At 71.8% G+C, this 25,327-nt stretch carries 24 protein-coding genes and 1 pseudogene; 2 read left to right on the top strand and 23 right to left on the bottom strand.

Features of this window, described 5'->3' with window-relative positions:
- Nucleotides 1-19: 19 nt before the first annotated feature.
- The 18 genes and pseudogenes from STRVI_RS08410 to proS all read right to left on the bottom strand — a co-directional run bounded on the left by STRVI_RS08410 (nucleotide 20) and on the right by proS (nucleotide 14,852).
- Nucleotides 20-559, bottom strand: a complete 540-nt coding sequence (locus STRVI_RS08410) for a TetR/AcrR family transcriptional regulator (protein ID WP_014055203.1) — start codon at nucleotides 557-559, stop codon at nucleotides 20-22.
- A gap of 93 nt (nucleotides 560-652) precedes the next feature.
- The gene (gene whiG, locus STRVI_RS08405; RefSeq protein ID WP_014055202.1) at nucleotides 653-1,486 is read right to left on the bottom strand and encodes an RNA polymerase sigma factor WhiG; all 834 of its coding nucleotides are present in this window, start codon (nucleotides 1,484-1,486) and stop codon (nucleotides 653-655) included.
- Nucleotides 1,487-1,615: 129 nt separating this feature from the next.
- Nucleotides 1,616-3,016, bottom strand: coding sequence for a DNA-processing protein DprA (gene dprA, locus STRVI_RS08400; RefSeq protein ID WP_014055201.1), 1,401 nt, complete (start codon nucleotides 3,014-3,016; stop codon nucleotides 1,616-1,618).
- Entirely contained in the window at nucleotides 3,016-4,638 is a 1,623-nt protein-coding gene (locus STRVI_RS08395; protein WP_014055200.1) for a YifB family Mg chelatase-like AAA ATPase, read from the bottom strand. Before STRVI_RS08395 ends, dprA begins: the two co-directional genes overlap by 1 nt.
- On the bottom strand, nucleotides 4,638-4,997 hold the full coding sequence (locus STRVI_RS08390) for a YraN family protein (RefSeq protein ID WP_014055199.1): 360 nt from the start codon (nucleotides 4,995-4,997) through the stop codon (nucleotides 4,638-4,640). The genes STRVI_RS08395 and STRVI_RS08390 overlap by 1 nt, the downstream gene beginning before the upstream one ends.
- Nucleotides 4,998-5,090: 93 nt before the next feature.
- Nucleotides 5,091-5,399, bottom strand: a complete 309-nt coding sequence (locus tag STRVI_RS08385) for a DUF2469 domain-containing protein (RefSeq protein ID WP_004944840.1) — start codon at nucleotides 5,397-5,399, stop codon at nucleotides 5,091-5,093.
- A 39-nt stretch (nucleotides 5,400-5,438) separates the two neighbouring features.
- Nucleotides 5,439-5,969 carry an NUDIX hydrolase gene (locus STRVI_RS08380; RefSeq protein ID WP_014055198.1) on the bottom strand — a complete coding sequence of 177 codons (531 nt, stop codon included), beginning with the start codon at nucleotides 5,967-5,969 and terminating at the stop codon, nucleotides 5,439-5,441.
- A complete protein-coding gene (gene lepB, locus STRVI_RS08375; protein ID WP_014055197.1) occupies nucleotides 5,962-6,732 on the bottom strand; it encodes a signal peptidase I in 771 nt (256 codons plus the stop codon). Before lepB (STRVI_RS08375) ends, STRVI_RS08380 begins: the two co-directional genes overlap by 8 nt.
- A gap of 96 nt (nucleotides 6,733-6,828) precedes the next feature.
- On the bottom strand, nucleotides 6,829-7,917 hold the full coding sequence (gene lepB, locus STRVI_RS08370; protein ID WP_435532609.1) for a signal peptidase I: 1,089 nt from the start codon (nucleotides 7,915-7,917) through the stop codon (nucleotides 6,829-6,831).
- Nucleotides 7,835-8,902, bottom strand: a pseudogene (lepB, locus tag STRVI_RS08365) (signal peptidase I); the annotation flags it as partial. The pseudogene lepB (STRVI_RS08365) and the gene lepB (STRVI_RS08370), both read right to left, overlap by 83 nt.
- Nucleotides 8,895-9,731 carry a signal peptidase I gene (gene lepB, locus STRVI_RS08360; protein ID WP_014055194.1) on the bottom strand — a complete coding sequence of 279 codons (837 nt, stop codon included), beginning with the start codon at nucleotides 9,729-9,731 and terminating at the stop codon, nucleotides 8,895-8,897. The gene lepB (STRVI_RS08360) and the pseudogene lepB (STRVI_RS08365), both read right to left, overlap by 8 nt.
- 72 nt (nucleotides 9,732-9,803) lie before the next feature.
- Nucleotides 9,804-10,154 (bottom strand): 50S ribosomal protein L19, encoded by a 351-nt coding sequence (gene rplS, locus STRVI_RS08355; protein WP_014055193.1) that lies wholly within the window; start codon nucleotides 10,152-10,154, stop codon nucleotides 9,804-9,806.
- 132 nt (nucleotides 10,155-10,286) lie between these two features.
- Nucleotides 10,287-11,117, bottom strand: coding sequence for a tRNA (guanosine(37)-N1)-methyltransferase TrmD (gene trmD / locus STRVI_RS08350; protein ID WP_014055192.1), 831 nt, complete (start codon nucleotides 11,115-11,117; stop codon nucleotides 10,287-10,289).
- On the bottom strand, nucleotides 11,114-11,761 hold the full coding sequence (gene rimM, locus STRVI_RS08345; protein ID WP_014055191.1) for a ribosome maturation factor RimM: 648 nt from the start codon (nucleotides 11,759-11,761) through the stop codon (nucleotides 11,114-11,116). Before rimM ends, trmD begins: the two co-directional genes overlap by 4 nt.
- Nucleotides 11,762-11,842: 81 nt before the next feature.
- Nucleotides 11,843-12,082, bottom strand: a complete 240-nt coding sequence (locus STRVI_RS08340; RefSeq protein ID WP_003980229.1) for an RNA-binding protein — start codon at nucleotides 12,080-12,082, stop codon at nucleotides 11,843-11,845.
- Between the two features lie 2 nt (nucleotides 12,083-12,084).
- A complete protein-coding gene (rpsP, locus tag STRVI_RS08335) occupies nucleotides 12,085-12,528 on the bottom strand; it encodes a 30S ribosomal protein S16 (protein ID WP_014055190.1) in 444 nt (147 codons plus the stop codon).
- A 155-nt stretch (nucleotides 12,529-12,683) separates the two neighbouring features.
- Entirely contained in the window at nucleotides 12,684-13,277 is a 594-nt protein-coding gene (locus STRVI_RS08330; RefSeq protein WP_014055189.1) for a hypothetical protein, read from the bottom strand.
- Between the two features lie 159 nt (nucleotides 13,278-13,436).
- On the bottom strand, nucleotides 13,437-14,852 hold the full coding sequence (proS, locus tag STRVI_RS08325) for a proline--tRNA ligase (RefSeq protein WP_014055188.1): 1,416 nt from the start codon (nucleotides 14,850-14,852) through the stop codon (nucleotides 13,437-13,439).
- A 307-nt stretch (nucleotides 14,853-15,159) separates the two neighbouring features.
- Between proS and STRVI_RS08320 the strand changes: the two genes are divergently transcribed.
- Complete coding sequence (locus tag STRVI_RS08320) at nucleotides 15,160-16,056, top strand: methyltransferase type 11 (protein WP_014055187.1); 897 nt, start codon at nucleotides 15,160-15,162, stop codon at nucleotides 16,054-16,056.
- 117 nt (nucleotides 16,057-16,173) lie between these two features.
- On the opposite strand, the gene ffh is transcribed toward STRVI_RS08320, so the two are convergent.
- The 5 genes from ffh to nsdA form a co-directional block, all read right to left on the bottom strand.
- Nucleotides 16,174-17,718, bottom strand: coding sequence for a signal recognition particle protein (ffh, locus tag STRVI_RS08315; RefSeq protein WP_014055186.1), 1,545 nt, complete (start codon nucleotides 17,716-17,718; stop codon nucleotides 16,174-16,176).
- Between the two features lie 254 nt (nucleotides 17,719-17,972).
- A complete protein-coding gene (locus STRVI_RS08310) occupies nucleotides 17,973-20,588 on the bottom strand; it encodes a [protein-PII] uridylyltransferase (RefSeq protein WP_014055185.1) in 2,616 nt (871 codons plus the stop codon).
- A 100-nt stretch (nucleotides 20,589-20,688) separates the two neighbouring features.
- Nucleotides 20,689-21,027, bottom strand: coding sequence for a P-II family nitrogen regulator (locus STRVI_RS08305; RefSeq protein ID WP_014055184.1), 339 nt, complete (start codon nucleotides 21,025-21,027; stop codon nucleotides 20,689-20,691).
- Nucleotides 21,024-22,310 (bottom strand): ammonium transporter, encoded by a 1,287-nt coding sequence (locus tag STRVI_RS08300; protein ID WP_014055183.1) that lies wholly within the window; start codon nucleotides 22,308-22,310, stop codon nucleotides 21,024-21,026. Before STRVI_RS08300 ends, STRVI_RS08305 begins: the two co-directional genes overlap by 4 nt.
- A 207-nt stretch (nucleotides 22,311-22,517) precedes the next feature.
- The gene (gene nsdA / locus STRVI_RS08295; protein ID WP_014055182.1) at nucleotides 22,518-24,032 is read right to left on the bottom strand and encodes a transcriptional repressor NsdA; all 1,515 of its coding nucleotides are present in this window, start codon (nucleotides 24,030-24,032) and stop codon (nucleotides 22,518-22,520) included.
- Nucleotides 24,033-24,483: 451 nt separating this feature from the next.
- Here nsdA and STRVI_RS08290 point away from each other — a divergent pair, with 451 nt between their 5' ends.
- Nucleotides 24,484-25,155 carry a bifunctional DNA primase/polymerase gene (locus STRVI_RS08290; protein WP_014055181.1) on the top strand — a complete coding sequence of 224 codons (672 nt, stop codon included), beginning with the start codon at nucleotides 24,484-24,486 and terminating at the stop codon, nucleotides 25,153-25,155.
- Nucleotides 25,156-25,327 lie beyond the last annotated feature (172 nt).

The raw sequence follows: 25,327 nt of genomic DNA, 5'->3' as shown, positions 1-25,327 counted from the left end.
TGGAAGGGACCGGCGGAGGTCAGCCCCGGACGCCGCGCAGGGCCATGGCGACGGCAGCCTCGGTGATCCGCTCGGGGTCCTCGGCCGCGCCGAGCTCGATGCGCCGGACCGCGGCGTCCACCACACCCTGGAGCAGCACGGCCGAGAGCCGCGGCTGCTCATGTCCGAGGGTCGCGAGGGCCTCGACCACCATGGCGATCAGTCCGCCATGGGCGGCGCGGATCTTCTCCCGCGCGCCCGGGTCCAGCTCACCGGCGGAGATCGCCACCACCGCGCGGTGCCGGCGGTCGCCGACGAGCGCAAGCTGCCGACGCACATACGCCTCGATCTTCGCCTCGGGCCCGTCGGCCCGCTCCATGGCGGCCTCGACCTCCGCGGCCCAGACCGGGAAGTCGACGGCGCACAGCTCCTCGACCACGGCGGCGCGGGAGCGGAAGTACTCATAGACGGAGGACCGTGCGAGTCCCGTGCGCTCGGCGAGGGCGGGGAAGGTCAGCGCCTCCGTGCCGCCCTCGGACAGCAGGGTGCGGGCGGCGTCCAGCAGGGCCGCGCGCTGCATCGTTCGGTGCTCGGCCACTGAGGCCGCTCGAATCCTGGGCACCCGACCACTCTACGGAAGAGGCCACCGGGAGGGCGATGCCGGAGGGACGATTCAGCGGCCGACGTCGGCGAGTTTCGCCCGCAGCTGGAGCACCGATTTGGTGTGGATCTGGCTGACCCTGCTCTCGGTGACGCCGAGCACCTGGCCGATCTCGGCGAGTGTGAGCCCCTCGTAGTAGTAGAGCGTGACCACGGTCTTCTCCCGCTCCGGGAGGGTGTTGATCGCTCGGGCGAGCAGCCTGCGCAGCTCCCGGTCCTCGGCCACCTCGACCGGGTTGTCCGCGGCGGTGTCCTCGAGGGTGTCCATGAGGCTGAGCCGGTCGCCGCCCTCGCCGCCGACATGCAGCAGCTCCTCCAGGGCGACCACATTGGCGAGCGACAACTGGCTGAAAACGCCGTGCAGTTCCTCGATGCTGATGTCCATCTCGGCCGCCACCTCTGCCTCCGAGGGGGTGCGGCGCAGTTGGGCCTCCAGCGTGGCGTATGCACGCTCCACGGCCCGGGCCTTCTGACGGACCGACCGCGGGATCCAGTCCAGTGCCCGCAATTCGTCGATCATCGCGCCGCGGATCCGGGTGATCGCGTAGGTCTCGAACTTGATGGCGCGCTCGGGGTCGAACTTCTCGATGGCGTCGATGAGTCCGAAGACCCCGGAGGAGACGAAGTCCGCCTGCTCGACGTTGGAGGGCAACCCGACGCTGACCCGGCCGGCCACATATTTCACCAGCGGTGAGTAGTGCAGGATCAGCTGCTCCCGCAGCCGGCCGTCGCCCGTGGTCTTGTACGACCGCCACAGCTCGTCGAGCGATGAGGGCGCGGCAGGGCGCACCGCGCCGCGAGCCGCGGGCGGCGCCGCGCTATCAGACCCGGAGATGTGCTGGGGCATTCGTCGCCTTGAGCCGTTCTGCCATGACATGGGTGAGGACGTACGCTTCCGCCGGAAACCTTGTGAGCGTAGCGTGACTACGGCGTCGCGGTATGCGAAGGGCTTCGGCTCGGCGGTGTGCGGATACGGTCATCGCCTCAACCCTTTCACCCGATTGCCCCGATTCGGGGGATCGCCTCGCCGTGCGCCGTCGCTCGGGCTCACGGGACGGACCAACTCCCATCGATCGCCATGACGTTCGACAAAGCCCAGCGCGAGCAGTTCATGGAGTCGGCCCAGGGCCTCGTCGCAGCCGGTCCCGGATTCCCGGGCCACCTCCCGCAGGTCGTTGCCGCCTCGTGCCGACAACGCTTCCAGCACCCGTGCCGTCACGGGATCGAGCAGGTCCCGCTCGACCAGCGGGCCCCGCCGCTCCGGGGCGAGGTCTCCGATGCCGCCGATGAGCTCGGCCACTTCGGCGGCGTCGGTGACCAGGACCGCCTCACCGCGCAGCAGTTCATGCACCCCGGCGGACAGCCCGCTGGTGACCGGCCCCGGCACCCCCATGGTGGACCGCCCGAGCTGTTGTGCCCGGCGCGCGGTGACCAGCGATCCGCTGCGGAACTGGGCCTCGACCACGACCGTGCCCCGGGTGAGCGCGGCGATGACCCGGTTACGGAGCACGAATCTGGGGCGCGTCGGATGCGTACCGGGCGGCAACTCGGCCAGTACCAGGCCCTGTTCCGCGATGCGCTCGATCAACTCGGCATGCCCTCGCGGGTAGGGGATGTCCACACCGGAGGCGAGCACCGCGATGGTGGCCCCACCCGCGGCGAGCGCCCCTCGGTGAGCCGCGCCGTCCACACCGTGGGCCGCACCGGAGACGACCACCCAGCCCCGCTCGGCCAGCCCGGCGCCGAGCGTCGCCGCGACATACGCGCCGTAGTCGCTGCAGGCCCGCGCGCCCACCACGGCGACCGAGCGCAGCGCCCACATCCGCAAGCCGGCCGGGCCGCGCACCCATAACCCGACCGGGCGAGTGTCCCCGAGATCGTCGAGCTGACCGGGCCAGTCCAGATCCCCGGGGCAGATGAACCGCCCTCCGCGCCGGGCGATCAGCGCGAGGTCGGCGGCCGGGTCCAGCCCGGCGGCCCGCAGGGCGCAGCCGGCCAGCCGGTCCCCGGTCGCCCCGGGCGGGGGCTTGCCCTTCCCGGTGAGCGCCCGCCACAGCGCCACCGGCCCCATGCGACGCAGCCAGCGCCCCACGGCCTGGTCCCCGGGCTCCACGAGCCGGGTGAGCGCCGCCCGCGCCAGCCGCTCCTCGTCCGGGACGCCGTGCCGCTCGGGAAGCCCCTGCCCCGCGTCCAGGGCTCCGTGTTCCTCGTCCGGGGCGCCATGCCCCTCGTACAGGGCGCCATGCGACTCGTCCGGGGCGCCATGCCCCTCGTACAGGGCTCTCTGCGCCTCCTCCGGGGTGCCCTGCCCCTGCCAGGGCTCGGAGAACAGGGCGGGGACGGCGGCGCCGCGGCCGCCCGCGGAAGGAGCCGACATCAGCACTCCCCCGCCGTGACCGGCACCCCGCGGCTGACCCCGGTGCGCAACTGCAGCGCCTGGGCGATGTCCGGCGCCGCGGGCCGGTCGTGCCCGGCCAGGTCGGCGACGGTCCAGGCGACCCTCAGCACCCGGTCGAGCCCTCGGGCGGTGAGCAGCCCGCGCTCCATATCGCGCTCGGCCTCGCGCAGCGCACCGGGGAACGGCTGCCAGCGGGTGCGCAGCTCATGGCCCGGCACCTCGCTGTTCAGCCGCCAGGGGGTGTCCTGGAGACGAGCGGCGGCCCGCTCCCGGGCGTCCCGGACCCGGGCCGCGACGGACGCGCTGTCCTCCGCCCCGGCACGCGCCCCGGTGAGCTCGGCCCGGCTCACCGCTTCGACATGGACACGCAGGTCCACCCGGTCCAGCAGCGGCCCCGACAGCCTCGCCTGGTAGCGGCGGACCGTGGTGGGCGAGCACTCGCAGACGTCGCCCACCAGCCCATAGCGCCCACAGGGGCAGGGGTTGGCCGCCAGCATCAGCAGGAAGCGCGCCGGCATCCGCATCATCCCGGCGGACCGGGCCACCACCACATGCCCCGACTCCAGGGGCTGCCGCAGGGCATCCAGCGCCTTCCCGCTGAACTCGGGAGCCTCGTCCAGGAAGAGCACTCCGCGGTGAGCGAGCGAGACCGCGCCGGGTCTGGGCAGACCGTTTCCGCCGCCGACGAGCGCGGCCATGGTGGCCGAGTGATGCGGCGCGCAGTACGGCGGGCTCAGCACCAGCGGCTGCCCCGGCGGAAGGACCCCGGCGACCGAATGGACCGCGGTGACCTCCAGGGCCTCCTGCTGGGTGAGCGGCGGCAGCAGCCCCGGCAGCCGCTCGGCCAGCATGGTCTTCCCGGCGCCCGGAGGCCCGCTGAGGAAGAGGTGGTGCCCGCCCGCGGCCGCGACCGCCAGGGCGGTGCGCGCGGCCCGCTGCCCGGCGACCTCGGCCATATCGGGGCGCCCCGCCCCGCTTCCGGGCACGGCGGCGACACCGGTGCCCATTCCGGCGCCGGGCACGGTGAGCCCGGCCAGCATGGGATCGGGGCGGCCCAGCTCCTGGGTCTCCTCCTCCTCGGGCACCGGCTCGTCCGTCAGCACCGCGATCAGCTGGCGCAGGCTCCGCACGCCCAGCACCGAGACTCCCGGCACCAGGGCCGCCTCCGCCGCCGTCTGCTCGGGGACCACGACCTGGCGGTACCCCGCCTCGGAGGCGGCGAGCACGGCGGGCAGCACCCCGCGGACCGGCCGGACCCGGCCGTCCAGGCCCAGCTCCCCGATCATCATCAGATCGGCGATCTCACGCGGGTCCACGCGCTCGGCCGCGCCGAGCACCGCACAGGCCACCGCCAGGTCGAAGCCGCTGCCGCCTTTGGGGACGGATGCCGGGCTGAGCCCCACCGTGAGCTTCTTCTGCGGCCATTCGCCGCCGGAATTGACGACGGCCGCGCGGACCCGGTCCCGGCTCTCCACCAGGCTCTTGTCGGGCAGCCCGACGAGGGTGAAGGCGGCCACTCCCGGCTCCAGATCGGCCTGGACCTCGACCACGACGCCCTCCACCCCGACCAGCGCCACCGAGCAGGTGCGGGCGAACCCCATCAGGCCACCCCTCGCACATGCTCGACCACGGGCGCGCCCCGGCGGGGCAGCACCACCGCCACCACGTCGATCCGCACTCCGCCCGGCGGCGGGCCGCCGTGCCGCTCCAGCCAGCACTCCGCCAGCCGCCGCAGCCGCTCGGTCTTATCCGGTCCGACCGCCGCCATCGGATGCTCGTAGCCACCCTCGCGGCGCGTCTTGACCTCGCACACCACCAGCGCACCGGCGTCGAGCGCAACGATGTCGATCTCGCCGTCCCGGCACCGCCAATTGCGCTCCAGGACGGTCATCCCGGCTTCCGTCAGCCTGCGGACCGCCACATCCTCGCCGTAGCGGCCCAGCGCTCCTCGGGCGTTCATTCGGCACCACCTCCGGCACCGACTGTGACGCCCCCGCGCCCCGCTCAGGGATCTTGGAGAATGCCTGTGGACGGACGCCCGGCTGTGGACAACTCAGCCACTCGGAAGGTCGAGGTCGCTCTTGTTCAGCTCCTCGATATTCACGTCCTTGAACGTGAGAACCCGTACCTGCTTCACGAAACGGGCCGGGCGGTACATGTCCCAGACCCAGGCGTCGGCCATCGACACCTCGAAAAAAACCTCACCCTGGACCGAGTGCACCTGCATCTCGTAGTCGTTGGTGAGATAGAAGCGGCGTTCGGTCTCGATCACATATTTGAACAGACCGACGACATCGCGGTACTCCCGGTAGAGCTTCAGCTCCATCTCGGTCTCGTACTTCTCGAGGTCCTCGGCGCTCATGGCATGTTCCCCTTCAGCCGTGCGTCCCCCCATTGTGCGTCAGACGCGCTCAGTCTCCAGGATCACCGGTGCACCCGGGGGTCCCTCGACGAGCAGCGTACGCAACAGCTCCGCCAGCCGTGTCGGATACACCGGCTCGGTGGCCGTGGCCAGCTCATCCGCCGTCCACCACCGCAGCCCGGCCACACTGCGCCGCTCCAGCTCCGTCAGCCCACCGCCGGCCCGTGCCGTGGTCTGTTGGGTACGACACAGGTAGTACCACTCGTCCTGGTCCCAGCGCCGCCCGGCGAACGGGAAGGAGCAGATCCGCCGCCACAGCAGCGGGCCGAGCCGCACATCGGTGATCCCGGTCTCCTCCGCGAGCTCCCTGAGCGCCGCCTGCTCCCGGCTCTCCTCGCCCTCCAGGCCACCTCCCGGGGTGAACCACCACGTCGACGAGGGATCGTCCGGTTCGAAGCCGTGCAGCAGCAGGATGCGGTCCTGCGGATCCAGCAGCACCACCCGTGCGACCTTCCGCAGCCGCCGCTCGTCCGCGCCGGTCGGCCCGGCTCCGCCGGCCCCCTCAGCCACGCGCGGCCACCTTTCCCTTCGCCGCCTGGTCCCGCCGTGCGCCGCCGCCCGCCCTGCGCCGGACGACGGGCCCGTAGGCCGCGCCCGCCAGGATCAGCACGGCGCCGGTGACGACCGCGATCAGGATCGGCCCCAGCGGTCCCGGCTGCGAGATCCCGCCCGGCAGCGCCTTGAAGGCATCGGGCCGCCCCACGGTCCCCCAGGACCCCAGCGGCCAGGCGGTGGCGTCCACCCGGGCGTCCACCGCGCCCCGCTCCACGGCGCCGCCCGCCTCGTCGGTGAGATGCACCCGTGAGTCGAGGGAGTCGCTGCGATGGTCGCCCATCAGGAACAGCCGGTCCTTGGGCACGGTGGTGGAGAAGACCGTCGAGGACGCCTGCTCCCCCGAGCGCAGATACGGTTCCTCGAAGACCTTGCCGTTGACCCGCAGCCGGCCCTGCTTGTCACAGCACTCGATCCGGTCGCCGCCGACCCCGATGACCCGCTTCACCATGGGCAGATCGCCCCACACCTGGTCGCGGAAGACCACCACATCGCCGCGGCGCACCTCGCCGCCGTCGACCCGCTGAGCCAGCACCCGGGCGCCCTTGGCGATCGTCGGCGCCATGGAGTCGGTCGGGACGGTGTACGGCTTGTAGAGCACCGCGCCCCAGACGAAACCTCCGAGGAACAGCACACACCCGAGGGCCACCGCCACGCCGGACAGCACGCTGCCCGGCGTGCGCCGCGGTGTGCCGCCCCCGACCCCTTGGGCTCCGCTCATTCCAGTGCTCCCGCCGTACGCAACAGACGTAGAAGATCAGGTTCCGTGTGCCCTGGGGCACACGGGACCGCACCTTACCCGGCGGTACGAGCCCCGTCAGCAGTCGGCGGTCAGCCGATCCGGCCGGACCTCGGCCTCGGCCCGGACCTTGGCGATCAGCCTGCGGCGGCGCCACAGCACGATCGGCACCGCACCGGCGAGCCCCACGGCCGAAGGGGCCATCGCGGCGGCCGCGCCCAGACCCGGCTGATCGAAGGTGCTCGGCACCGGCAGGGAGGACCAGCGGTCGATCGGCCAGGCGACGACGAACGCGCGCCCGACGACATCGTCCACCGAGACCGTGCCGTTGTTCAGGTTCTGGTGGTAGCGGGAGTCCAGCGAGTCCTGGCGGTGGTCGCCCATCACCCAGATCCGGCCCTCGGGCACCTTGATCGGGCCGAACGGCTTCTCGTCACAGGGGGTGTTCCCGGGGAAGATGTAGGGCTCGTCCAGCGGCTTGCCGTTGACCACGACCTTGCCGCCGCGCTTGCAGGAGACGGTGTCCCCGCCGACCGCGATGACCCGCTTGATCAGGTCCTTCTCCTCCGCCGAAGGCATCAGCCCGATAAAGCTGAGCGCCTTCTGGATGCCGTCGGCGACCGGGCCGGAGTTACTCGTCTGCGTCTCGCCGAGCCAGCCGCCCGGGTCGTGGAAGACGACCACCTCGCCGCGCTCCGGCTCGGAGCCGAACCACGGGGTGAGCTTGTCCACCAGCACCCGGTCGCCCCGCTGCAGGGTGTTCTGCATGGAGTCGGACGGGATGGAGAACGCCTGCACCAGGAAGGTCTTGATCAGCAGCGCCAGAGCCAGCGCGATGATGACCAGGATCGGCAGCTCCTTCCAGAAGGAGCGCACCTTCTTCGGCTTCCCGAGCTTCCCGGGCCCACCGGGCATCCCGGGGCCCGGCTTCGCCGGTGCCCCGTCCTCGGACCCGGACGAGTCAGTGGCGCCGGGTCCGTCCGGGGGGCCGGCGGGATCCTGCCCGCCATCGGCTCCGTGTGGGTCGGACGCCCTGGGGCGGCCAGCCGCCTTGTCCGTGGGTGCACCGGCTTCGGGCGCCTCGTCCGTCCCGTCCGTGGGGTGCTCTCCCGTCGCCCCGGGCTGCCTCTCGGGCTCTTCGTGACCGGATCGTGCGCCGACCGCCAAATCCCCCACATCCACTCCTCACGCCTGACTGCCGCCTGCCCCACGAACGGCGCAGGATCACCACTCCCATAACGAGCGGGAGTTCCGCAGGGGTCGGGAGCTGGACCATTCCTTGCTGATCCATGGGGGACAGCCTATGCGCCGCGCCCTCGGCCTGTGTCGCCCCACTCGGCGCGTCCTTGACGGAAGCGTAGGTGTCCGGCTCCTCGAGCCGCCGCATATGCCCGAACGGCCATGCGATCACCACTGCGCGGCCGACCACCATGTTGTCCGGGACCGTGCCCTGGTAGGGCTCGTCGAGATGGACACGGGAGTCCGCCGAGTTGGACCGGTGATCGCCCATGACGAACATCCGCCCCTGAGGGACGGTCACCTTGAACTGCCGCTGCGACGGCGGGTTCCCGGGGTGCAGATACGGCTCGTTCAGCGGGGTCCCGTTGACGGTGACCTTACCGTTCGTATCGCAGCACGCCACCGTGTCGCCGCCCACCGCGACCACCCGCTTGATCAGGTCCTGCTCGTCGGAGGACGGCAGCAGGCCGATGAAGGTCAGGAACTCCTTGCCCTGCTTGATGACCGGCGGGTCGTCCTTGGGGGGCTTGCGCTCGTCCTCCAGCCAGCCCCCGGGGTCCTTGAACACCACCACATCGCCGCGCTCCGGCTTCGAGCCGAACCACGGGGTGAACTTGTCCACCAGCACCCGGTCGCCGATCCGGATGGTCTGCTCCATCGAACCGGACGGAATGACGAACGCCTGCACCAGGAAGGTCTTCAGGACGAGCGCGATCACCAGCGCCACGCCCACCAGGATCGGTATCTCCTTGACGGCCGAACGGCGCCGCCTGCGCTTGATACGGCGCTGGATCCTGCGCCGCTCCGCGCGCCCGCCCACCCGGCGCTCGCCCGGCGGACGGGTGGTGTCCACATCGGCGGGCGGACCCGTCACCCGGCGCGCCTTGGCACGAGGCCGCCCGCGGCTACCCATGGGCACCACCGGGGGCGTCGGAGGGTAGGGCGCCGGGCGCCGCGGGCACGCCCGCGAAGGCGTCCGTACGGGGCACACCGGACCAGCGGCCGAACGGCCAGGCGATCCATGCGGCGCGGCCGATCACCTTGTCGACGGGGACCGTGCCCCCGCCCGGCGCGCCCAGGTAGTCGCGTGAGTCCCGGGAGGCGTCGCGGTGGTCGCCCATGACCCACAGCCGCCCCTCGGGCACGACGATGTCGAAGGGCACCCGCGAGGGGCTGTCCCCGGGGTGCAGATAGTGCTCGTCCACCGGCCGGCCGTTCACCTCGATCCTCCCCCGCTTGTCGCAGCAGGTGACCCGGTCACCACCGATGCCCACCACGCGCTTGACGTAGTCGGACTCGGCCGGTTCGGCCAGCCCGACCGCCGCGGCAGCCTTGCGCAGCAGACCGGTCACCGGGTTTCCGGACGGCTCCTCCTCACCGAAGGAACCGGCTCCGTCGAACACGACAACGTCGCCGCGGCGCGGATCGTCCCCGAAACGGTAGGCGAGCTTGTTCACCAGCACCCGGTCCCCGGGACGGAGGGTGCTCTCCATCGAACCGCTGGGGATCAGGAACGGCTGCAGCACAAAGCCGCTCACCAGCAGCACGAGCGCGGCGCAGGTCGCCGCGAGGAGCGCCCCTCGCCGCCATCGCCCGCCGCCGGTCAGCCATTGCGGCAGCCGCCCGGCGGACGAGGGCTCCGCGGCCCGCGCCGGAGCACGCGAAGAGCGCGACCGCTCCTCGCGCTCCTTCTCGGAGCCCCGGGAGCCGTCGCGCTCCGCGAGCTGTCCTTCGGTGTTCATCGGGCCAGAGCCTATCCGGCCCGGCCGGATGATCCGGCGGTAGCTCAGTAGTCGCGCAAAATCGCCGCGATCTCAGTTGTCGCGCTTCTCCTTGATCTTGGCGGCCTTGCCGCGGAGGTCGCGCAGGTAGTACAGCTTCGCCCGGCGCACATCACCGCGGGTGACGACCTCGATCTTCTCGACGATCGGGGTGTGCACCGGGAAGGTGCGCTCCACGCCGACGCTGAAGCTCACCTTGCGGACGGTGAAGGTCTCGCGGACACCGGAGCCCTGGCGGCGGATGACGACGCCCTTGAACTGCTGGACACGGGAGCGGTTGCCCTCGATGACGCGGACGTGGACGTTGACCGTGTCGCCGGGGCGGAAGGTCGGGATGTCGCTGCGCAGCGACGCGGAGTCGACGGTGTCGAGCAGGTGAGACATGATCGTCTGCTTTCCTCGCTGATGCCACAGGTCATCAGCGGCATATCGGATGATGATTTGGAGTGCCGCCCTCATCAGGTGGGCGTCGGTCCCCCTGTGGCAGGGGCGCACACCCGGACGTACGGCAGCGGCCTATTCTTCCACGGCGCGGTCCGGCCGCCCAAATCGGGCCCCACCGGTCCCGGGCAGCTCCTCCCAGCCCAGCTCGGCCAGGAGCGCGCGGTCGTGCTTGTCGAGCGTCGCCGGGTCGCAGCGCTCGATCAGATCGGGGCGGTTCTCGCTGGTGCGGCGGAACGCCTCGTCCCGGCGCCAGCGGCCGACCTTGCCATGGTGGCCGCTGATCAGCACCTCCGGGATGGAGCGGCCGCGCCACTCGGGGGGCTTGGTGTAGACGGGCCCCTCCAGGAGGTCGGCCATCGCGCCGGGGGCGAAGGAGTCGTCGCGATGCGACTCGGCGTTGCCCAGCACACCCGGCAGCAGCCGGGCCACCGCCTCGGTGATCACCAGCACCGCGGCCTCGCCGCCGGCCAGCACGTAATCGCCGATCGAGACCTCGTGGACCTCGAGCCGCTCGCCGTACTCCTCGATCACCCGACGGTCGATGCCCTCGTAGCGGGCGGGCGTGAAGACCAGCCAGGGGCGCTCGGCGAGCTCTACGGCCAGGGCCTGGGTGAACGGACGGCCGCTCGGGGTCGGCACGATCAGCGTGGGCTTGACCAGCCCGTCCGCCTCGCCCGACGCCATGATCGAGTCAAGCGCCTCGCCCCAGGGCTCGGGCTTCATGACCATGCCGGGGCCGCCGCCGTACGGGGTGTCGTCGACCGTGTTGTGCCGGTCGTACGTCCAGCCGCGCAGATCGTGGACCCGCACATCGAGTTGGCCGCGGGCGCGTGCCTTGCCGACCAGCGAGACGTTCAGCGGCTCCAGGTACTCGGGGAAGATCGTGACGACGTCGAGCCTCATGACGACTCGTCCTCACGGCCGCTCGCGGTGTCGCCCTTACGGCTGCCGCCGGTCTCGCCCGTACCACTGCCGGCCGCCTCGTCCTTACGGCCACCCGCGGTCTCGTCCTTACGGCTGCCCGCGATCTCCGCCTCGGCCTCGTCGAGCAGGCCCGGCGGCGGGTCGATCACGGCGCGCTGCGCCTCCAGATCGATCTCCGGCACGAACTCGGAGACGAACGGGATCATCACCTCACCCCCGTCGGGGCGCTTCACGATCAGCAGGTCCTGGTAGGGCAGATGGGAGATCTCGGAGATCCGCCCGACCTCGGTGCCGTCCACGGTGACCACATCGATGTCGATCAACTGGTGGTCGTAGAACTCCTCGGGGTCCTCGGGGAGTTCCTCGGGGTCGACCTCCGCGATCAGCAGGATGTTGCGCAGCGCCTCCGCGGCGCTGCGGTCGCGTACGCCCTCGAAGCGCAGCAGCAGCCGGCCGCTGTGCACCCGGCCGGACTCGATGGTCAGCGGCCCGGCCGAGGCGGGCTCGGTGGTCAGCACGGCGCCCGGGCCGAGCCGCAGCTCCGGCTCGTCCGTCCGCACCTCGACGGTGACCTCGCCCTTGATGCCATGGGCACGGCCGATCCGCGCGACAACCAACTGCACGATGCGATGTCCCTTCACACACACGGGCCGGGGACGGCCCAAAGCCCTCCCCGGCCCGTGCCGGTGCTCTTCTTGATCGCCTCAGCGGACCTGATCGACGTCGACGAGGTCGACGCGGATCCCGCGGCCGCCGATGGCGCCCACGACGGTGCGCAGGGCGCGTGCGGTGCGGCCGTTGCGGCCGATCACCTTGCCGAGGTCATCGGGGTGCACCCGGACCTCCAGCACACGCCCACGCCGCAGGGTGCGCGAGGCCACCTGCACGTCGTCGGGGTTGTCGACGATGCCCTTCACCAGGTGCTCGAGGGCTTCCTCGAGCATCCTCAGGCCTCAGTCGACGCGGTGGACTCAGCGGAGTCAGCCGCCTCGTCCGACTTCTTCTCGGCCTTCTTCGCCTTCTGGGTGATCGCCTCACCCTTCGGCTCGTCTCCGGCGTCCTTGGCGGCCGCCTCGAACAGGACGCGCTTGTCGGCCTTCGGCTCGGCGACCTTCATCGGAGCCGGGGCGGGCAGACCCTTGAACTGCTGCCAGTCGCCGGTGACCTTCAGGATGGCCAGCACGGGCTCGGTCGGCTGCGCGCCGACCTTCAGCCAGTGCTGCACGCGCTCCGAGTCGACCTCGATGCGCGACGGGTTCTGCACCGGGTGGTACAGACCGATCTCCTCGATCGCCCGGCCGTCACGGCGGGTGCGGGAGTCGGCGACGACGATGCGGTAGTGAGGCGAACGGATCTTGCCCAGACGCTTCAGCTTGATCTTGACTGCCACGGAAGTGGTGTCTCCTGGTCTTGACGTGGTTGAGCACTGCGACGTGCCGCGTGGGGTTGCGGTACCCGAGTGCCCGATGGACGCGTCAGCCGGAGGAGAGAGGGGTCCTGGTCGACTGTCGAGTACAGCAGACCATTCTGCCACACCGGGACAGGTCAGCCGACCGCGGCCACCGCCTCCGGAATGCGGAAGGGCTTACCGCATCCACCGCACATGATCGGCGCCTGGGCCAGCACCGACGGGACGACCCGGACATTGCGCCCGCAGTCGCACACCGCCTTGACCCGGACCCCGCCACCGGACGAGCCATGGCGCGCGGCGGGCCCGCGGAAGGTGCGGGAGGTCTCGGCGGTGGTCGCCACGGTGTGGGCCTTCAGCGCGCGCTGAAGGCGGTCGATCGTGGTCCGGTACCGCTTTCTCGCCTCGGGGCTGAGGGTGACCAGCGAGAAGCCGCTGCTTGGATGCGGCTCCTCGGGGTGGTCGAGCCCCAGCTCCTCGGCAATCGCCAGGAACCGGCGGTTGTGGTAGCGGCCGGCGCGTGAGGTGTCACGGACACCGCGGGCGGCGGCGATCCCATGGACTGCCTCATGCAGCAGCCGTTCGAAGGAGAGCTCGGCGCCACATGCGGACGACGACTCTCCGATCAGCGATTCGGGCGCGGCGAGATCTGGCAGCTCGGAGTGGTGCCGTTGAATGTCGGCCCACGCCTGCGCCAGCTCTGCGGCGAGAACAGGTGGTGTCGTGCTCACGTCGTGCTAACGAGCAGGACCGGTCCGGTGTTCCGATTCCGGGGCATCCCAAATAATTTGCACGTACCAGTCAGTTCACGCTGATGTACGACGACGAGGGGCGGGTGCGTAAATGTGTGGATGAGCCACGCACCGTGCATCAAGCCGGTACGTACCGCCTCAGTAGGCCCTCGCGACGATTGCGACGTTACCGGGAGCGTCATCGGCGTCCGGCACCGCCCCGTCCTCGGTGACCAGACACCGGACGGACACGGACCGCTCGGCGAGCGCCGCCTCGCCCTCCGGCCCCAGGTCCGCCCACCGGATGCGGGCCCAGCCGCCCGCCACCGCGGCCTCGGCGGCCTCCTCCATGGTCGCCACCTCCGTGGTGCGCGCCTTACGGCGCTCACGGGCCTGCCGCAGCAGCAGCGCCTGGTCCTCCTCCAGAACCTTGGGCAGCAGTTCCGGCAGCAGCTCGGCGCGCACCGGCTCCTTGCCGCCGGGGATCCGCCGGGCCACCATCGCGGTGCCGCTCTCCAGGTCGCGCGGGCCGACCTCGACCCGGACCGGCACGCCCTTGAGTTCCCAGTCGACCGCGCGGCGGCCGAAGGGGGTGTCCGTACGGTCGTCGACGTGGACCCGCACGCCAGCCGCGGAGAGCAGCTCGCCGATCTCGCGGACCTTGGCGAGCACCGCGTCGTCGCCCTTGATCGCCAGCACCACGACCTGGATCGAGGCCAGCCTCGGCGGAATCCGCAGGCCGTTGTCGTCGCCGTGCATCATCACCAGCGCGCCGACCATCCGGGTCGTGCTGCCCCAGGAGGTCTGCCAGACCAGCTCCTGCTCGCCGTCCTTGGACAGATAGCTGGTGTGGAAGGCCCGGGCGAAGTTCTGGCCGAGCTCATGGCTGGTGCCGAGCTGCAGCGCCTTGCCGTCGCCCATCATCCCTTCGAGGGTGAGGGTGTTGAGGGCGCCGGCGAACCGCTCCCGGGCGGTCTTGCGGCCCAGGACCACGTCCATCGCCAGGACGTCCTCCATGAACCGGGCGTAGACCTCGCGGTGGATCCGGGCGGCGAAGTCCCTGGCGTCCTCGTACGACGCGTGCGCCGTGTGCCCCTCCTGCCACAGGAACTCGGTCGTCCGCAGGAACAGCCGCGGCCGCAGCTCCCAACGCACCACATTGGCCCACTGGTTGATCAGCAGCGGCAGATCGCGGTAGCTCTGCACCCACTTGGAGAAGTACTCGTTGACGATCGTCTCGGAGGTGGGCCGGACGACGACCGGCTCCTCGAGCTCCTTACCGCCGCCATGGGTGACGACCGCGAGCTCCGGCGCGAACCCCTCGACGTGATCGGCTTCCTTGGCCAGATACGACTGCGGGATGAAGAGCGGGAAGTACGCGTTCTGGACACCGACCGCCTTGATGCGGGCGTCCATGTCCTGCTGCATCCGCTCCCACAGCCCGTACCCGTACGGTCGGATCACCATGGTGCCGCGCACCGGGCCGTTGTCCGCCAGCTCGGCCTTGTTGATCACATCCTGGTACCAGCGGGGGAAGTCCTCCGCCCGCGGGGTGAGCACGGGAGTCTTGGCCATGGCGCCGATCGTACGGCGGTGCGGTACCGAACCGTGAATCAAGGAAAAGCGAGCCGATCAGTGCCGGCCACGCCGGACACCGACCACGAGCGGGGCAGAGGCCGGGGGGCGGTTCGGGGAGCGAGACGTACGCACAGGTGTGCGGGGGCGCACAAAGGGGGCACGCAAGCACGGCCGTGAAACCTCTGGACGCGGGGACGGATGCGGAGTTCCCTGGCATTTGGGGGTGGGACGTCACACCGCACAACGGCGGATGTGACACCGAATCTGACGACGGCACTGCTCTTCGCTGATTGGGGCCCTTTCGATGACATTTACGCTCGTACAGCGGCACCGCCCGCACCCCTCCTCGTCGCCGACGACGGACGCCCACGCTCGCATCCGCGACTGGGCGGAGATCCAGGAGCGGATGCTGGTCCCGCTGTACGAGGCCGTGTACGAACGGCTGGACATCGGCGCCGGGACCCGGCTGCTGGGCCTGGGCTGCGGCTCCGGGCTCGCCCTCCTCATGGCGGCCGCGCGCGGTGCCACGGTCTGCGGGGCGGACCCGGACGAGCGACGCCTGGACCTCGCGCGCGAGCGGCTGACGGCCGTGGGCGCGCCGGGCGGCCCGGCACTGCCCGCCCGGCTGGGCCTCGGCGGCCCGGAGAGCCCCTGCATAGGGGAGGCCGCGGCGGAGTCGGCCTTCACGGTGGTGACCGCCTTCGAGCCGCTGTCGGCCCTGGGCGGGATAAGCCCCGGGGCGGCGGCGTCCACCCTCGCGGCCGCCACGGCGCGCACCGAGCGCGGCGGGGCCGTTGTGCTCGCCGGATGGGGCCCGCCGGAGCGCTGCGCCACCTCCGGGGTGCTGCGCGTGGGCGCCCGGCTCGCCGATCCGATGGGCTCCCCCGGCCACCGCCGGGAGGCTGAGCCGCCCCCTGCGGCGCGCTGGTGGCCGTGCGGCCGCGACGACCTGGAGGAACTGGCCGCGCTGGCCGGGCTGCGGCCCGACGGATCGGGCCGGGTGGCCTGCCCGTTCGGCTACGCCGACATGGACAGCGCGGTGCGCGGGCTGCTGTCGACGGGGCTGTTCGACGCGGCGGAGCGGGTCACGGATCCCATCCAGGTCCGCAAGGAGATCACCGAGGCGCTCCATCCGCATCAGCGCGCGGACGGCACGGTGTGGATGCCGAACGTCTTCCGCTATCTGATCTGCCGCATCTGAACGGGACCGTCACGTAAAGCCCCTAGAAAGCGCCGCGCCGTGTGCGCAGGGGCCTTACGGTTCGTTCGTAGGGGACGCCTCGGACGGGGCCGGGACGTCTCGGGGGCGCCGGGCGGCTCAGCCCATGAACTTCTTGAACTCGTCGGGGAGTTCGAAGTTCTGTCCGTCCTGTCCGCCACTGGGCAGCCCGAACGCGCCGCCCTGCTCGCGGCGCGCCGCGGCTTCCTGCTCCTGCTGAGCGCGCTTCAGCGGATTTCCGCTGCGCTGCTTGCCCTTGACCTTCTTCTGCTGCTTTCCCTTGCGCTTGCCGCCGCCCACGCCCGGCATACCCGGCATCCCGGGCATCCCCGGCATGCCGCCCTGGGCCATCTTCGACATCATCTTGCGCGCGTCGAAGAACCGCTCCACCAGGTTCTTGACCGAGCTCACCTCGACGCCGGAACCACGGGCGATACGGGCGCGGCGCGAGCCATTGATGATCGTGGGGTCCTGGCGCTCACCCGGGGTCATCGACTTGATGATGGCCGCGGTGCGGTCCACTTCCCGCTCGTCCAGGTTGTTGATCTGGTCCTTCATCTGGCCCATGCCCGGCAGCATGCCGAGCAGCTTGGAGATGGAGCCCATCTTGCGGACCTGCTCCATCTGCGCCAGGAAGTCGTCGAGCGTGAACTCCTTGGGGCCCTTCGCCAGCTTGGCCGCCATCTTCTCGGCCTCTTGCTGGCTGAAGGTCTGCTCGGCCTTCTCGATCAGGCTGAGCATGTCGCCCATGCCGAGGATGCGGGACGCCATGCGGTCCGGGTAGAACGCGTCGAAGTCGTCCAGCTTCTCGCCGTTGGAGGCGAACATGATCTGGCGGCCGGTGACATGCGCGATGGACAGCGCGGCACCGCCGCGCGCGTCGCCGTCCAGCTTGGAGAGCACCACACCGTCGAAGCCGACGCCGTCGCGGAACGCCTCCGCGGTGTTCACCGCGTCCTGGCCGATCATCGCGTCGACGACGAAGAGGACCTCGTCCGGGCGGACCGCGTCGCGGATGTCGGCGGCCTGCCGCATCAGCTCCTCGTCGATACCGAGGCGGCCCGCGGTGTCGACGATCACGACGTCGTGCTGCTTGGTCCGGGCGAACTCGATCGAGTCCTGCGCCACCTTGACCGGGTCGCCGACGCCGTTGCCCGGCTCGGGGGCGAAGACGGCCACACCGGCCCGCTCCGCGACCACCGAGAGCTGGTTGACGGCGTTGGGGCGCTGGAGGTCACAGGCGACGAGCAGGGGGGCGTGGCCCTGGCCCTTCAGCCAGCGGCCCAGCTTTCCGGCGAGCGTCGTCTTACCGGCACCCTGCAGACCCGCGAGCATGATCACGGTCGGCGGCTGCTTGGCGAAGCGGAGGCGGCGCGCCTCGCCGCCGAGGATGCCGACCAGCTCCTCGTTGACGATCTTGATGACCTGCTGCGCGGGGTTGAGCGCCTGGGAGACCTCGGCCCCGAGGCTCCGCTCCTTGACCTGCTTGATGAACGACCGGACGACGGGCAGCGCCACGTCGGCCTCGAGCAGGGCGATCCGGATCTCGCGTGCCGTGGCGTCGATGTCCGCCTCGCTGAGGCGTCCCTTGCCCCGGAGGTTCTTGAAAGTCGCTGCGAGGCGATCGGAGAGGGTATCGAACACGGTGGTCGCGAATCCTTCGGTCGGATGTCGGGTCGGTGGTCGGCCTCCAAGGGTATCCGCCCGTCGCGGGAACGGTCTGCCCCCGGGGCGTGCGACGCCCGGACGGGGCGTCCTTTTCCCTCCCCGCCCCTTCCCGAACCGGGGCTGCGCCGCGGGCCCCGTTCCGGGGGCTCCGCCCCCGCGCCCCCGCCGGGGCTCCGCCCCGGACCCCGCTTCTCAAACGCCGCAAGGGCTGGGAAGTGGCACCTCGCTCCTCAAGCGTCGGACGGGCTGGTCAGCGCTCGCTCGACCTTTTGGGCCACCTCGGCCGCGTGCATGGGCTTCAGGGGGGCGCCGGAGCTGTCCGTGACATAGAACGCATCCACCGCGTTGGCGCCGAGGGTGGAGGCATGGGCGCTGCGCACCGCGACCCCGGTGTGCTCCAGGGCACGGCCGATCCGGTGCAGCAGACCGGGGGCGTCCTGGGCGCGGACCTCGATCACCGTGGCGAGCTGGGAGCTGCCGGGTGCGACCGTCACCCGTGGTGGCGGGGCGTGCACCCCGCGGCGGCGTGGGTACTTGCGGTAGGCGGCCTCGCGCTCGGCGAGGCGGGCGACGATGTCGAGCGAGCCGTCCAGGGCGCGCACCAGGTCGTTCCGGAGTCGGGCGGCCTGCGGCAGGGAACCGTACTCGGCCGCGACCCGCCAGCTCAGCAGCAGCACCCCGGCCGCCGCGCCCGCCGCGTCCAGCGCCGACGGCAGCTCGAGGGCGCGCAGGTCCGCCGCGCGCACCGTAAGGCGGTGCAGGGCCAGGACGCCGGCCGCCGTGGGCAGGACGCCGGGCTGGTCGGGGACGGCGATGAGCAGTTCCACGCCGATCGGCTCGGGGCCGGTGGTCCCTTCTTCCGGCGGCCCTTCGGCGGCGGCCGTAAGGAGTCCGTCTGCAGGGAGGCCACCCGTAAGGAGGCCCGCCTCGGCCGGTGCCATCGCCTCGGAGCGTGCGTGCAGGGCCAGCACCGGGCCGCCGGTGCGCCATGCCTCGATCGCCAGGCGTTCCTGTTCGGCCGTCGTCTGCTGCGGGGTGGACCAGTCGTCGGCGGGTTCGCCCGCGAGCACCGCCGAGACCCGCTTGACCAGGTCGGCCACGAGAGAGCCGCGCCAGGCGCTCCAGGCCGCGGGGCCGGTGGCGAGTGCGTCGGCCTCGGTGAGGGCGTGCAGCAGTTCCAGGGTGGTGGCGCCGCCGACCGCCTCGGCGACCGAGCGCACCGTGGCCGGGTCGTCCAGGTCGCGCCGGGTGGCGGTCTCGACGAGCAGCAGATGGTGGCGTACGAGGGCGGCGAGGACCGCGACGTCCGCGCGGTCGAAGCCGATGCGGGCGGCGACGTCGCGGGCGATGGTCTCCCCGGCCACCGAGTGGTCGCCGGGCCAGCCCTTGCCGATGTCGTGCAGCAGCGCGGCGACCAGCAGCAGATCGGGGCGGCCGACCCGGCGGCTGAACGCGCTGGCCCGGACCGCGGTCTCGACCAGATGCCGGTCCACGGTCCAGCGGTGGACGGCGTTGCGCTGCGGACGGCAGCGCACCCGCTCCCAGTCCGGCAGCAGCCGGGTGATCAGCCCCTCGGCCTCCAGGGCCTCCCACACGCCGACGGTGGACTCGCCCGCGCCCAGCAGCGTGATCAGCTGCTCCCTGGCCTCGGGCGGCCACGGCACGGGCAACGGCCGGGCGGCGGTGGACAGCCGCCTTACGGCGTGCGGCGACAGCGGAAGTCCGGCCTGGGCGGCGGCCGCGGCGGCCCGCAGAGTGAGCACGGGGTCACGGTCGGGGCGTGCGGTGCGGGCCAGCACCACCTCGCCGTCCTGTTCCACGACGCCCTCGGCGAGCGGGCTGCGCTCCCCCGTGTCCGCGCCGCCTCCGGCGCCCGCACGGCCGCCAGAGCGCCCGCCGAGGCCGCCGAGCAGTCCGCGCAACCGGGGCCGGGCGGCCGAGCGGGCGCGCAGCACCCGCTCGACCTCGCGCCAGGTGACATCGCTCGCGTAGGAGATGATCCGGGCGGATTCGTAGATCTGGCGCAGCAGGGCGTCGGCGTCCAGCAGCCCGAGGGCGTCCGCGACCTGGTCCTGTTCCTGGAGCGCGAGGCGGTCGGCGGCGCGGCCAGTGGACAGATGGAGCGCGTCGCGGGCGTCCAGCAGCCGCCGCCGTGCGTCGTCGAGGCCCTCGCGGGGGGCGTCGGCGAGCCAGGAGGCGGCGATGGCGCGCAGCGCGGTGGCGTCGCGGAGCCCGCCGCGGGCCTCCTTCAGATCGGGTTCGAGCAGGAACTGCAGCTCACCGTGGCGCTCGGCGCGCTCCTGGCACAGCGCGTGGAGCTCGGGCAGCCGCCGCGGGGCCTGGGCGCGCCAGTCGGCGAGGACGGTGGTGCGCAGATCGGCGGTGAGCGCCTGGTCGCCCGCGATGTGGCGGGCGTCGAGCAGGCCGAGCTGGACCTTCAGCTCCTCGGCGGCGGTCGCGCGGGCCTCGTCGGGAGTGCGCACCGAGTGGTCGAGGGCGAGGCCCATGTCCCAGACCGGGTACCAGACGTGGTCGGCGAGCGCGGCGAGGGCCGAGCGGTCGGCGGAGCCGTCGTGCAGCAGCAGCACATCGAGGTCGCTGCGCGGGGAGAGTTCGCCGCGTCCGTAGCCGCCGACCGCCACCAGGGCGACGCCCCGGCCGATCCCGGCGGTCTGCGCCCCGCCGGTGAGCAGCGCGGCCAGCCACTGGTCGGTGAGTTCGGCCAGGGCGGAACGGCGCGGCGGCCCGGGCCGCGACCCCTCCTGGAGGAGTCGCAGCCGGGCCGCCGCGTAGCCGCCGGGCCCCGAGTCGGTGGTGTCGGTCGTGGTCTCGAGGCTTTCCGTCAACTCGGCTCCCTGTCAGCGTGCGACTGGTTGTCCGGCTCGTGCCGGGCCCTCGGAGGGCGTCCCGGGCCGCGGCCCTCGGAGGGCGTCCCGGCCCCGGCCCTCAGAGGGCGTCCGGGCCGCGCTCTCCGGTCCGGACCCGGACGGCGGTCTCGACGGGGACGCTCCAGACCTTGCCGTCCCCGATCTTTCCGGTGCGCGCGGCCTTGACCACCACATCGACGAGGTCGTCGGCGTCCTCGTCCTCGACCAGCACCTCTATGCGCACCTTGGGCACCAGGTCGACGGTGTACTCCGCGCCCCGGTAGACCTCGGTGTGGCCCCGCTGACGGCCGTAGCCGCTGGCCTCGGTGACGGTCAGGCCCTGGACGCCGAACGCCTGCAGCGCTTCCTTGATCTCGTCGAGCCGGTGCGGCTTCACGACTGCGGTGATGAGCTTCACGCGTCCACCTTCTTGTTGTGCGGCTTCTGCGGCGCGGACGCGCCGGTCGCGGCGGGCACCGTACTACGGGCGGATCCGCCCACCGCGCTGAAGTCATAGGCGGTCTCGGCGTGGAACGCCTGGTCGATGCCGCCGAGCTCCTCGTCCTCACTGGCCCGGAAGCCGATGGTGACGTCGATGAGCTTGGCGAGGATCCAGGAGACGACGAAGGAGTAGAGCAGCACCGTGAAGGCGCCGAGCGCCTGCTTGCCGAGCTGGGCCGCGCCGCCGACACCGTCGGTGGCCAGGACGCCGACCAGGAGGGTGCCGATGAGACCGCCGACCAGGTGCACCCCGACCACGTCGAGCGAGTCGTCGTAGCCCAGCTTGTACTTGAGGCTGACGGCCCAGGAGCAGACGACACCGGCGACCAGGCCGATCACGATGGCGCCCCAGGCGTTCACCGCCGCACCCGAGGGGGTGATGGCGACCAGGCCCGCGACCGCGCCGGAGGCGGCGCCCAGCGTGGTGAACGCGCCGTGCCGGATGCGCTCGTAGGCGAGCCAGCCGAGCATCGCGACACCGGTGGCGACCTGGGTGTTGAAGGCCATGTTGGCGGCGGTCCCATTGGCGGCGAGGGCGGAGCCGGCGTTGAAGCCGAACCAGCCGAACCACAGCAGACCGGAGCCGAGCATCACCAGCGGCAGGTTGTGCGGGCGCATCGGGTCCTTCTTGAAGCCGATGCGCTTGCCGAGCACGAGGGCCACGGCCAGGCCCGCGGCGCCCGCGTTGATGTGGACCGCCGTGCCGCCCGCGAAGTCGATGACCTCCTTCTTGAACAGCCAGCCGTCGGCCTGCCAGACCCAGTGGGCCACCGGGAAGTAGACGACCGTGGTCCACACGGTGATGAACAGGGCCCAGGCGCCGAACTTGACGCGGTCGGCGACGGCTCCGCTGATCAGCGCGGGGGTGATCACCGCGAACATGAGCTGGAAGAGCGCGAAGGCCAGGACCGGGATCGCGTCGGGCTTCTCGCCCCACAGCGACGTCGGCTCGATGCCCTTGAAGCCGATGTGGTCGAGATTGCCCAGCAGCCCGCCGCCGATGTCATCGCCGAAGGTGAGCGAGTAGCCGAACAGCACCCACAGCAGCGAGACGACGCCGAGCGAGATGAAGGACATCATCAGCATGTTCAGGGCGCTCTTCACCCGCACCATGCCGCCGTAGAAGAAGGCCAGGCCAGGGGTCATCAGCATCACGAGCGCGGCGCTGATCAATACGAACGCGGTATTTGCGCCATTCAATGTGGACGTCTCCTCGAAACGACGGCCCGTGCGGGCAGGACATCGGGGGGCCGGTATTCGCCTCGAGGTTGGCGCAGCACCGTTTCAGCCGATGCCGCCCGATGTTTCACCGCAGTGACGAAGGCCGCGGGAGTGTTACGCGCCGATGAACCGCGGCTGTCGGGGCGGAGCCCTCCGTTACCGTGTCGCAACCACCGCCGGGACCGCTCAGACGGCCTGGCCGGGCCCCGCGGCTCCCGGCGTGTCGGGCATGAGGGTGGCCAGCCGCACGCCGAGATCGGCGACCTGAGGCACGTCGCCGAACTGGCGCACCGCCGTGTCCACGGTCTTGCGCAGCCGGTTGTTGACCCGCTCCGAGCGGACCCGCTTGGCGAGCGGCAGCGCCAGGCGGGCGACCCCGGCGGCCTGCTCCGGCTCCCTCTGGAGGAGATGGACGGTGGCCATGCCGATCAGATTGAGCGCATACGAACGCTGGGGGCCCGCATCGTTCTCCGCCTCCTGGCCGAAGAGCTTCACGGCCTGGCGCATCACGGGGTCGGCCATCTTGGCGTAGGTGGGGCTGCGGCCGGCGACATAGGCGAGATCGCGGTAGGAGTGGGCGTTCTCCGCGTTGAGCTCGGCCTCGGAGAAGAAGCGGATCCAGTCGGGGTCGCCGTCGCCCTTGGCGCAGTCGGCGAAGGTGTCCTCGGCCATCTTCACCGCGCGGTGGCATTTGCTGGGCTGGCCCATGTTGGCGTAGGCACGGGCCTCCATCGCATACAGCATGGCCTGGGTACGCGGGGTGGCGTTCTCCCGGCTGCCGTACTGCGCGAGGTGGATCAGCTCCAGCGCGTCGTCGGGCCGGCCGACGTGGATCATCTGGCGGCTCATACCGGAGAGGATGTACGAGCCGAGGGGGCGGTCCCCGGACTCCTTGGCGGCGTGGAGGGCGAGCACGAAGTACTTCTGCGCGGTGGGCTGGAGCCCGACGTCATAGCTCATCCACCCGGCCAGCTGGGCAAGCTCGCCCGCGACCTTGAACAGCCGCCGGGAGACCGCCTCCGGGTGCGGCTCCTGCAGCAGATCGGTCACCTCGTGCAGCTGGCCGACCACCGCCTTGCGGCGCAGCCCGCCGCCGCACTGGGCGTCCCAGGCGCGGAACATCACGATGGTGGACTCCAGCAGCTCCAGCTCGGGCTCGGAGAGCCGGGAGAGCCGGCGCGTGCGCCCGCCGTCCGCCGCCCTGGCGCCGCCGGGCTGTCCGCTCGTGGAGGGCACCAGCCAGCGCTGCATCGGCTCGATGAGGGCGGGGCCCGCGGACAGCGCGAGCGAGGTGCCGAGGAAGCCGCGGCGGGCGAGCATCAGATCGCTGCGGGAGAACTCGCCGATCAGCGCGACCGTTTCGGGCCCGGCCCAGGGAAGATCCACACCGGACACGGACGGTGACCGGTGGACGGCGCGCAGCCCGAGATCCTCGATGCCGACCACACAGCCGAAGCGCTCGGAGAACAGCTCGGAGAGAATCTGCGGAATCGGCTCCCGGGGCTGCTCGCCATCCAGCCAGCGGCGCACCCGCGAGGTGTCCGTGCTGATGTGGTGGGCACCTAACTGCCGCGCTCTGCGGTTGACTTGGCGCGCCAGCTCCCCCTTCGACCAGCCGCTGCGCACGAACCATGACTGCAATTGCGCATTGGGGCGCTTCCCAGCACCGCCGCCGCCGTCACCCACCCGGAACGCCCCCATCCCACGAATCTTCCCGAACCGCCACCAGAATGCCTTCTGTCACGGTCAGTTGTCCCCGGGATGCGACGTATCAACCGTCCCGACAGGGAACCGCCTCATGCCAGGGGCATGTACCGATCCGTACTCCGCCCGTCGTCAGCTCGCGTTCGAGCGAGCACCACATCCAGGGACTGTGCACTGAAAGTAATCCTACGATCACGCCCCCGGCGAGGCGGTTCCCGAAAACGCCACCATTCGCCACCCCTTCGAATGAACCCGGTTACCGGTTCGCACGATTCACTTGACACCGGGGCGACGGGAAACAGGTGAAGGGGTGCAGGCGGGGGCGCACGGGTCGCGCCTCACCACCTCCGTCACATCGGAGCGCACTCTGCCGCGCCTCATCGGCGACGGAGCGTCATCGCGACGTTCCGGCTCGTAACCATCCAGAGCGGGACCCGTTGGAGGGGGCATGGGCTTCACGATCGGCGGCAACCGGGACATGCGGTCCGGCTCACGGCGCCGCGGCCGTACGTCCGAGTCCACGACGGTGGCGGAGTACACCGGTCTGTGGGGCTGGGACGTGGTGCCGGGCGCGCGGGCGGCACGGAGCTCGGGGGGCGGCAGAAACGAATGTTCATGCGGTGACCACGGCTGTCCCTCCCCCGGCGCGCATCCGCTCTCCTTCGCCCCCGGCGTCCCGGCGGGCGCCACGATGGACGCCGCCGCGGCCGCGTGGGAGCAGGTCCCCGGGGCGGCCGTGCTGCTGCCCCTGGGCCGCTCGTTCGACGTCCTGGAGGTCGCGGAGTACGCGGGCGGACACGCGCTGGTCCGGCTGGAGCGGATGGGGCTGCCCCTCGGCCCGGTGGCCGTCACCCCGCACGGGCGCGCCCAGTTCTTCGTCGCCCCCGGCGCCGCCGCCGAACTCCCCGAGCTGCTGTACCGCATGGGCTGGGACGACGCCGACCTCGATCTGCGCTGTCTGGGCCCGGGCGACCACATCACCGCCCCGCCCTCGGACCTCGGCGGCCTCGGACCGGTCCGCTGGCTGCGCCCGCCGACCCTCGACACCGCGGGCCGCCCGCCGCACGCCCGGCTGGTCCTGGGCACCCTCGCCTACCTGAGCCACCGGGCCGGGGCCTGAGGCAGCTCCCCTCTTACGCAAGCGCCCCCCGTACCCGGGCGCTGTGCCCGTACGCGGGGCGCTGTGCCCGTACGCGGGCGCTGTGCCCGTACGCGGGCGCTGTGCCCGTACGCGGGCGCTGTGCCCGTACCCGGGCGCTGTGCCCGTACCCGGGCGCTGTGCCCGTACCCGG

Origin of the sequence: Streptomyces violaceusniger Tu 4113, assembly GCF_000147815.2 — a bacterium.
Taxonomy (GTDB): Bacteria; Actinomycetota; Actinomycetes; order Streptomycetales; family Streptomycetaceae; genus Streptomyces; species Streptomyces violaceusniger_A.
This window is presented reverse-complemented; position numbering and strand designations above follow the sequence as displayed.

Bases quoted from the DNA above. Each gene is read 5' to 3' on its own strand.
- lepB (WP_014055194.1), bottom strand. From the start codon at position 9,731: ATGAACACCGAAGGACAGCTCGCGGAGCGCGACGGCTCCCGGGGCTCC.
- STRVI_RS08320 (WP_014055187.1), top strand. From the start codon at position 15,160: ATGACATTTACGCTCGTACAGCGGCACCGCCCGCACCCCTCCTCGTCG.
- dprA (WP_014055201.1), bottom strand. From the start codon at position 3,016: ATGTCGGCTCCTTCCGCGGGCGGCCGCGGCGCCGCCGTCCCCGCCCTG.
- STRVI_RS08410 (WP_014055203.1), bottom strand. From the start codon at position 559: ATGCAGCGCGCGGCCCTGCTGGACGCCGCCCGCACCCTGCTGTCCGAG.
- STRVI_RS08385 (WP_004944840.1), bottom strand. From the start codon at position 5,399: ATGAGCGCCGAGGACCTCGAGAAGTACGAGACCGAGATGGAGCTGAAG.
- proS (WP_014055188.1), bottom strand. From the start codon at position 14,852: ATGGCCAAGACTCCCGTGCTCACCCCGCGGGCGGAGGACTTCCCCCGC.
- trmD (WP_014055192.1), bottom strand. From the start codon at position 11,117: ATGAGGCTCGACGTCGTCACGATCTTCCCCGAGTACCTGGAGCCGCTG.
- STRVI_RS08390 (WP_014055199.1), bottom strand. From the start codon at position 4,997: ATGAACGCCCGAGGAGCGCTGGGCCGCTACGGCGAGGATGTGGCGGTC.
- nsdA (WP_014055182.1), bottom strand. From the start codon at position 24,032: ATGGGGGCGTTCCGGGTGGGTGACGGCGGCGGCGGTGCTGGGAAGCGC.
- lepB (WP_014055197.1), bottom strand. From the start codon at position 6,732: ATGAGCGGAGCCCAAGGGGTCGGGGGCGGCACACCGCGGCGCACGCCG.
- STRVI_RS08340 (WP_003980229.1), bottom strand. From the start codon at position 12,082: ATGCTCGAGGAAGCCCTCGAGCACCTGGTGAAGGGCATCGTCGACAAC.
- STRVI_RS08395 (WP_014055200.1), bottom strand. From the start codon at position 4,638: ATGGGGTTCGCCCGCACCTGCTCGGTGGCGCTGGTCGGGGTGGAGGGC.
- rplS (WP_014055193.1), bottom strand. From the start codon at position 10,154: ATGTCTCACCTGCTCGACACCGTCGACTCCGCGTCGCTGCGCAGCGAC.
- whiG (WP_014055202.1), bottom strand. From the start codon at position 1,486: ATGCCCCAGCACATCTCCGGGTCTGATAGCGCGGCGCCGCCCGCGGCT.
- STRVI_RS08290 (WP_014055181.1), top strand. From the start codon at position 24,484: ATGGGCTTCACGATCGGCGGCAACCGGGACATGCGGTCCGGCTCACGG.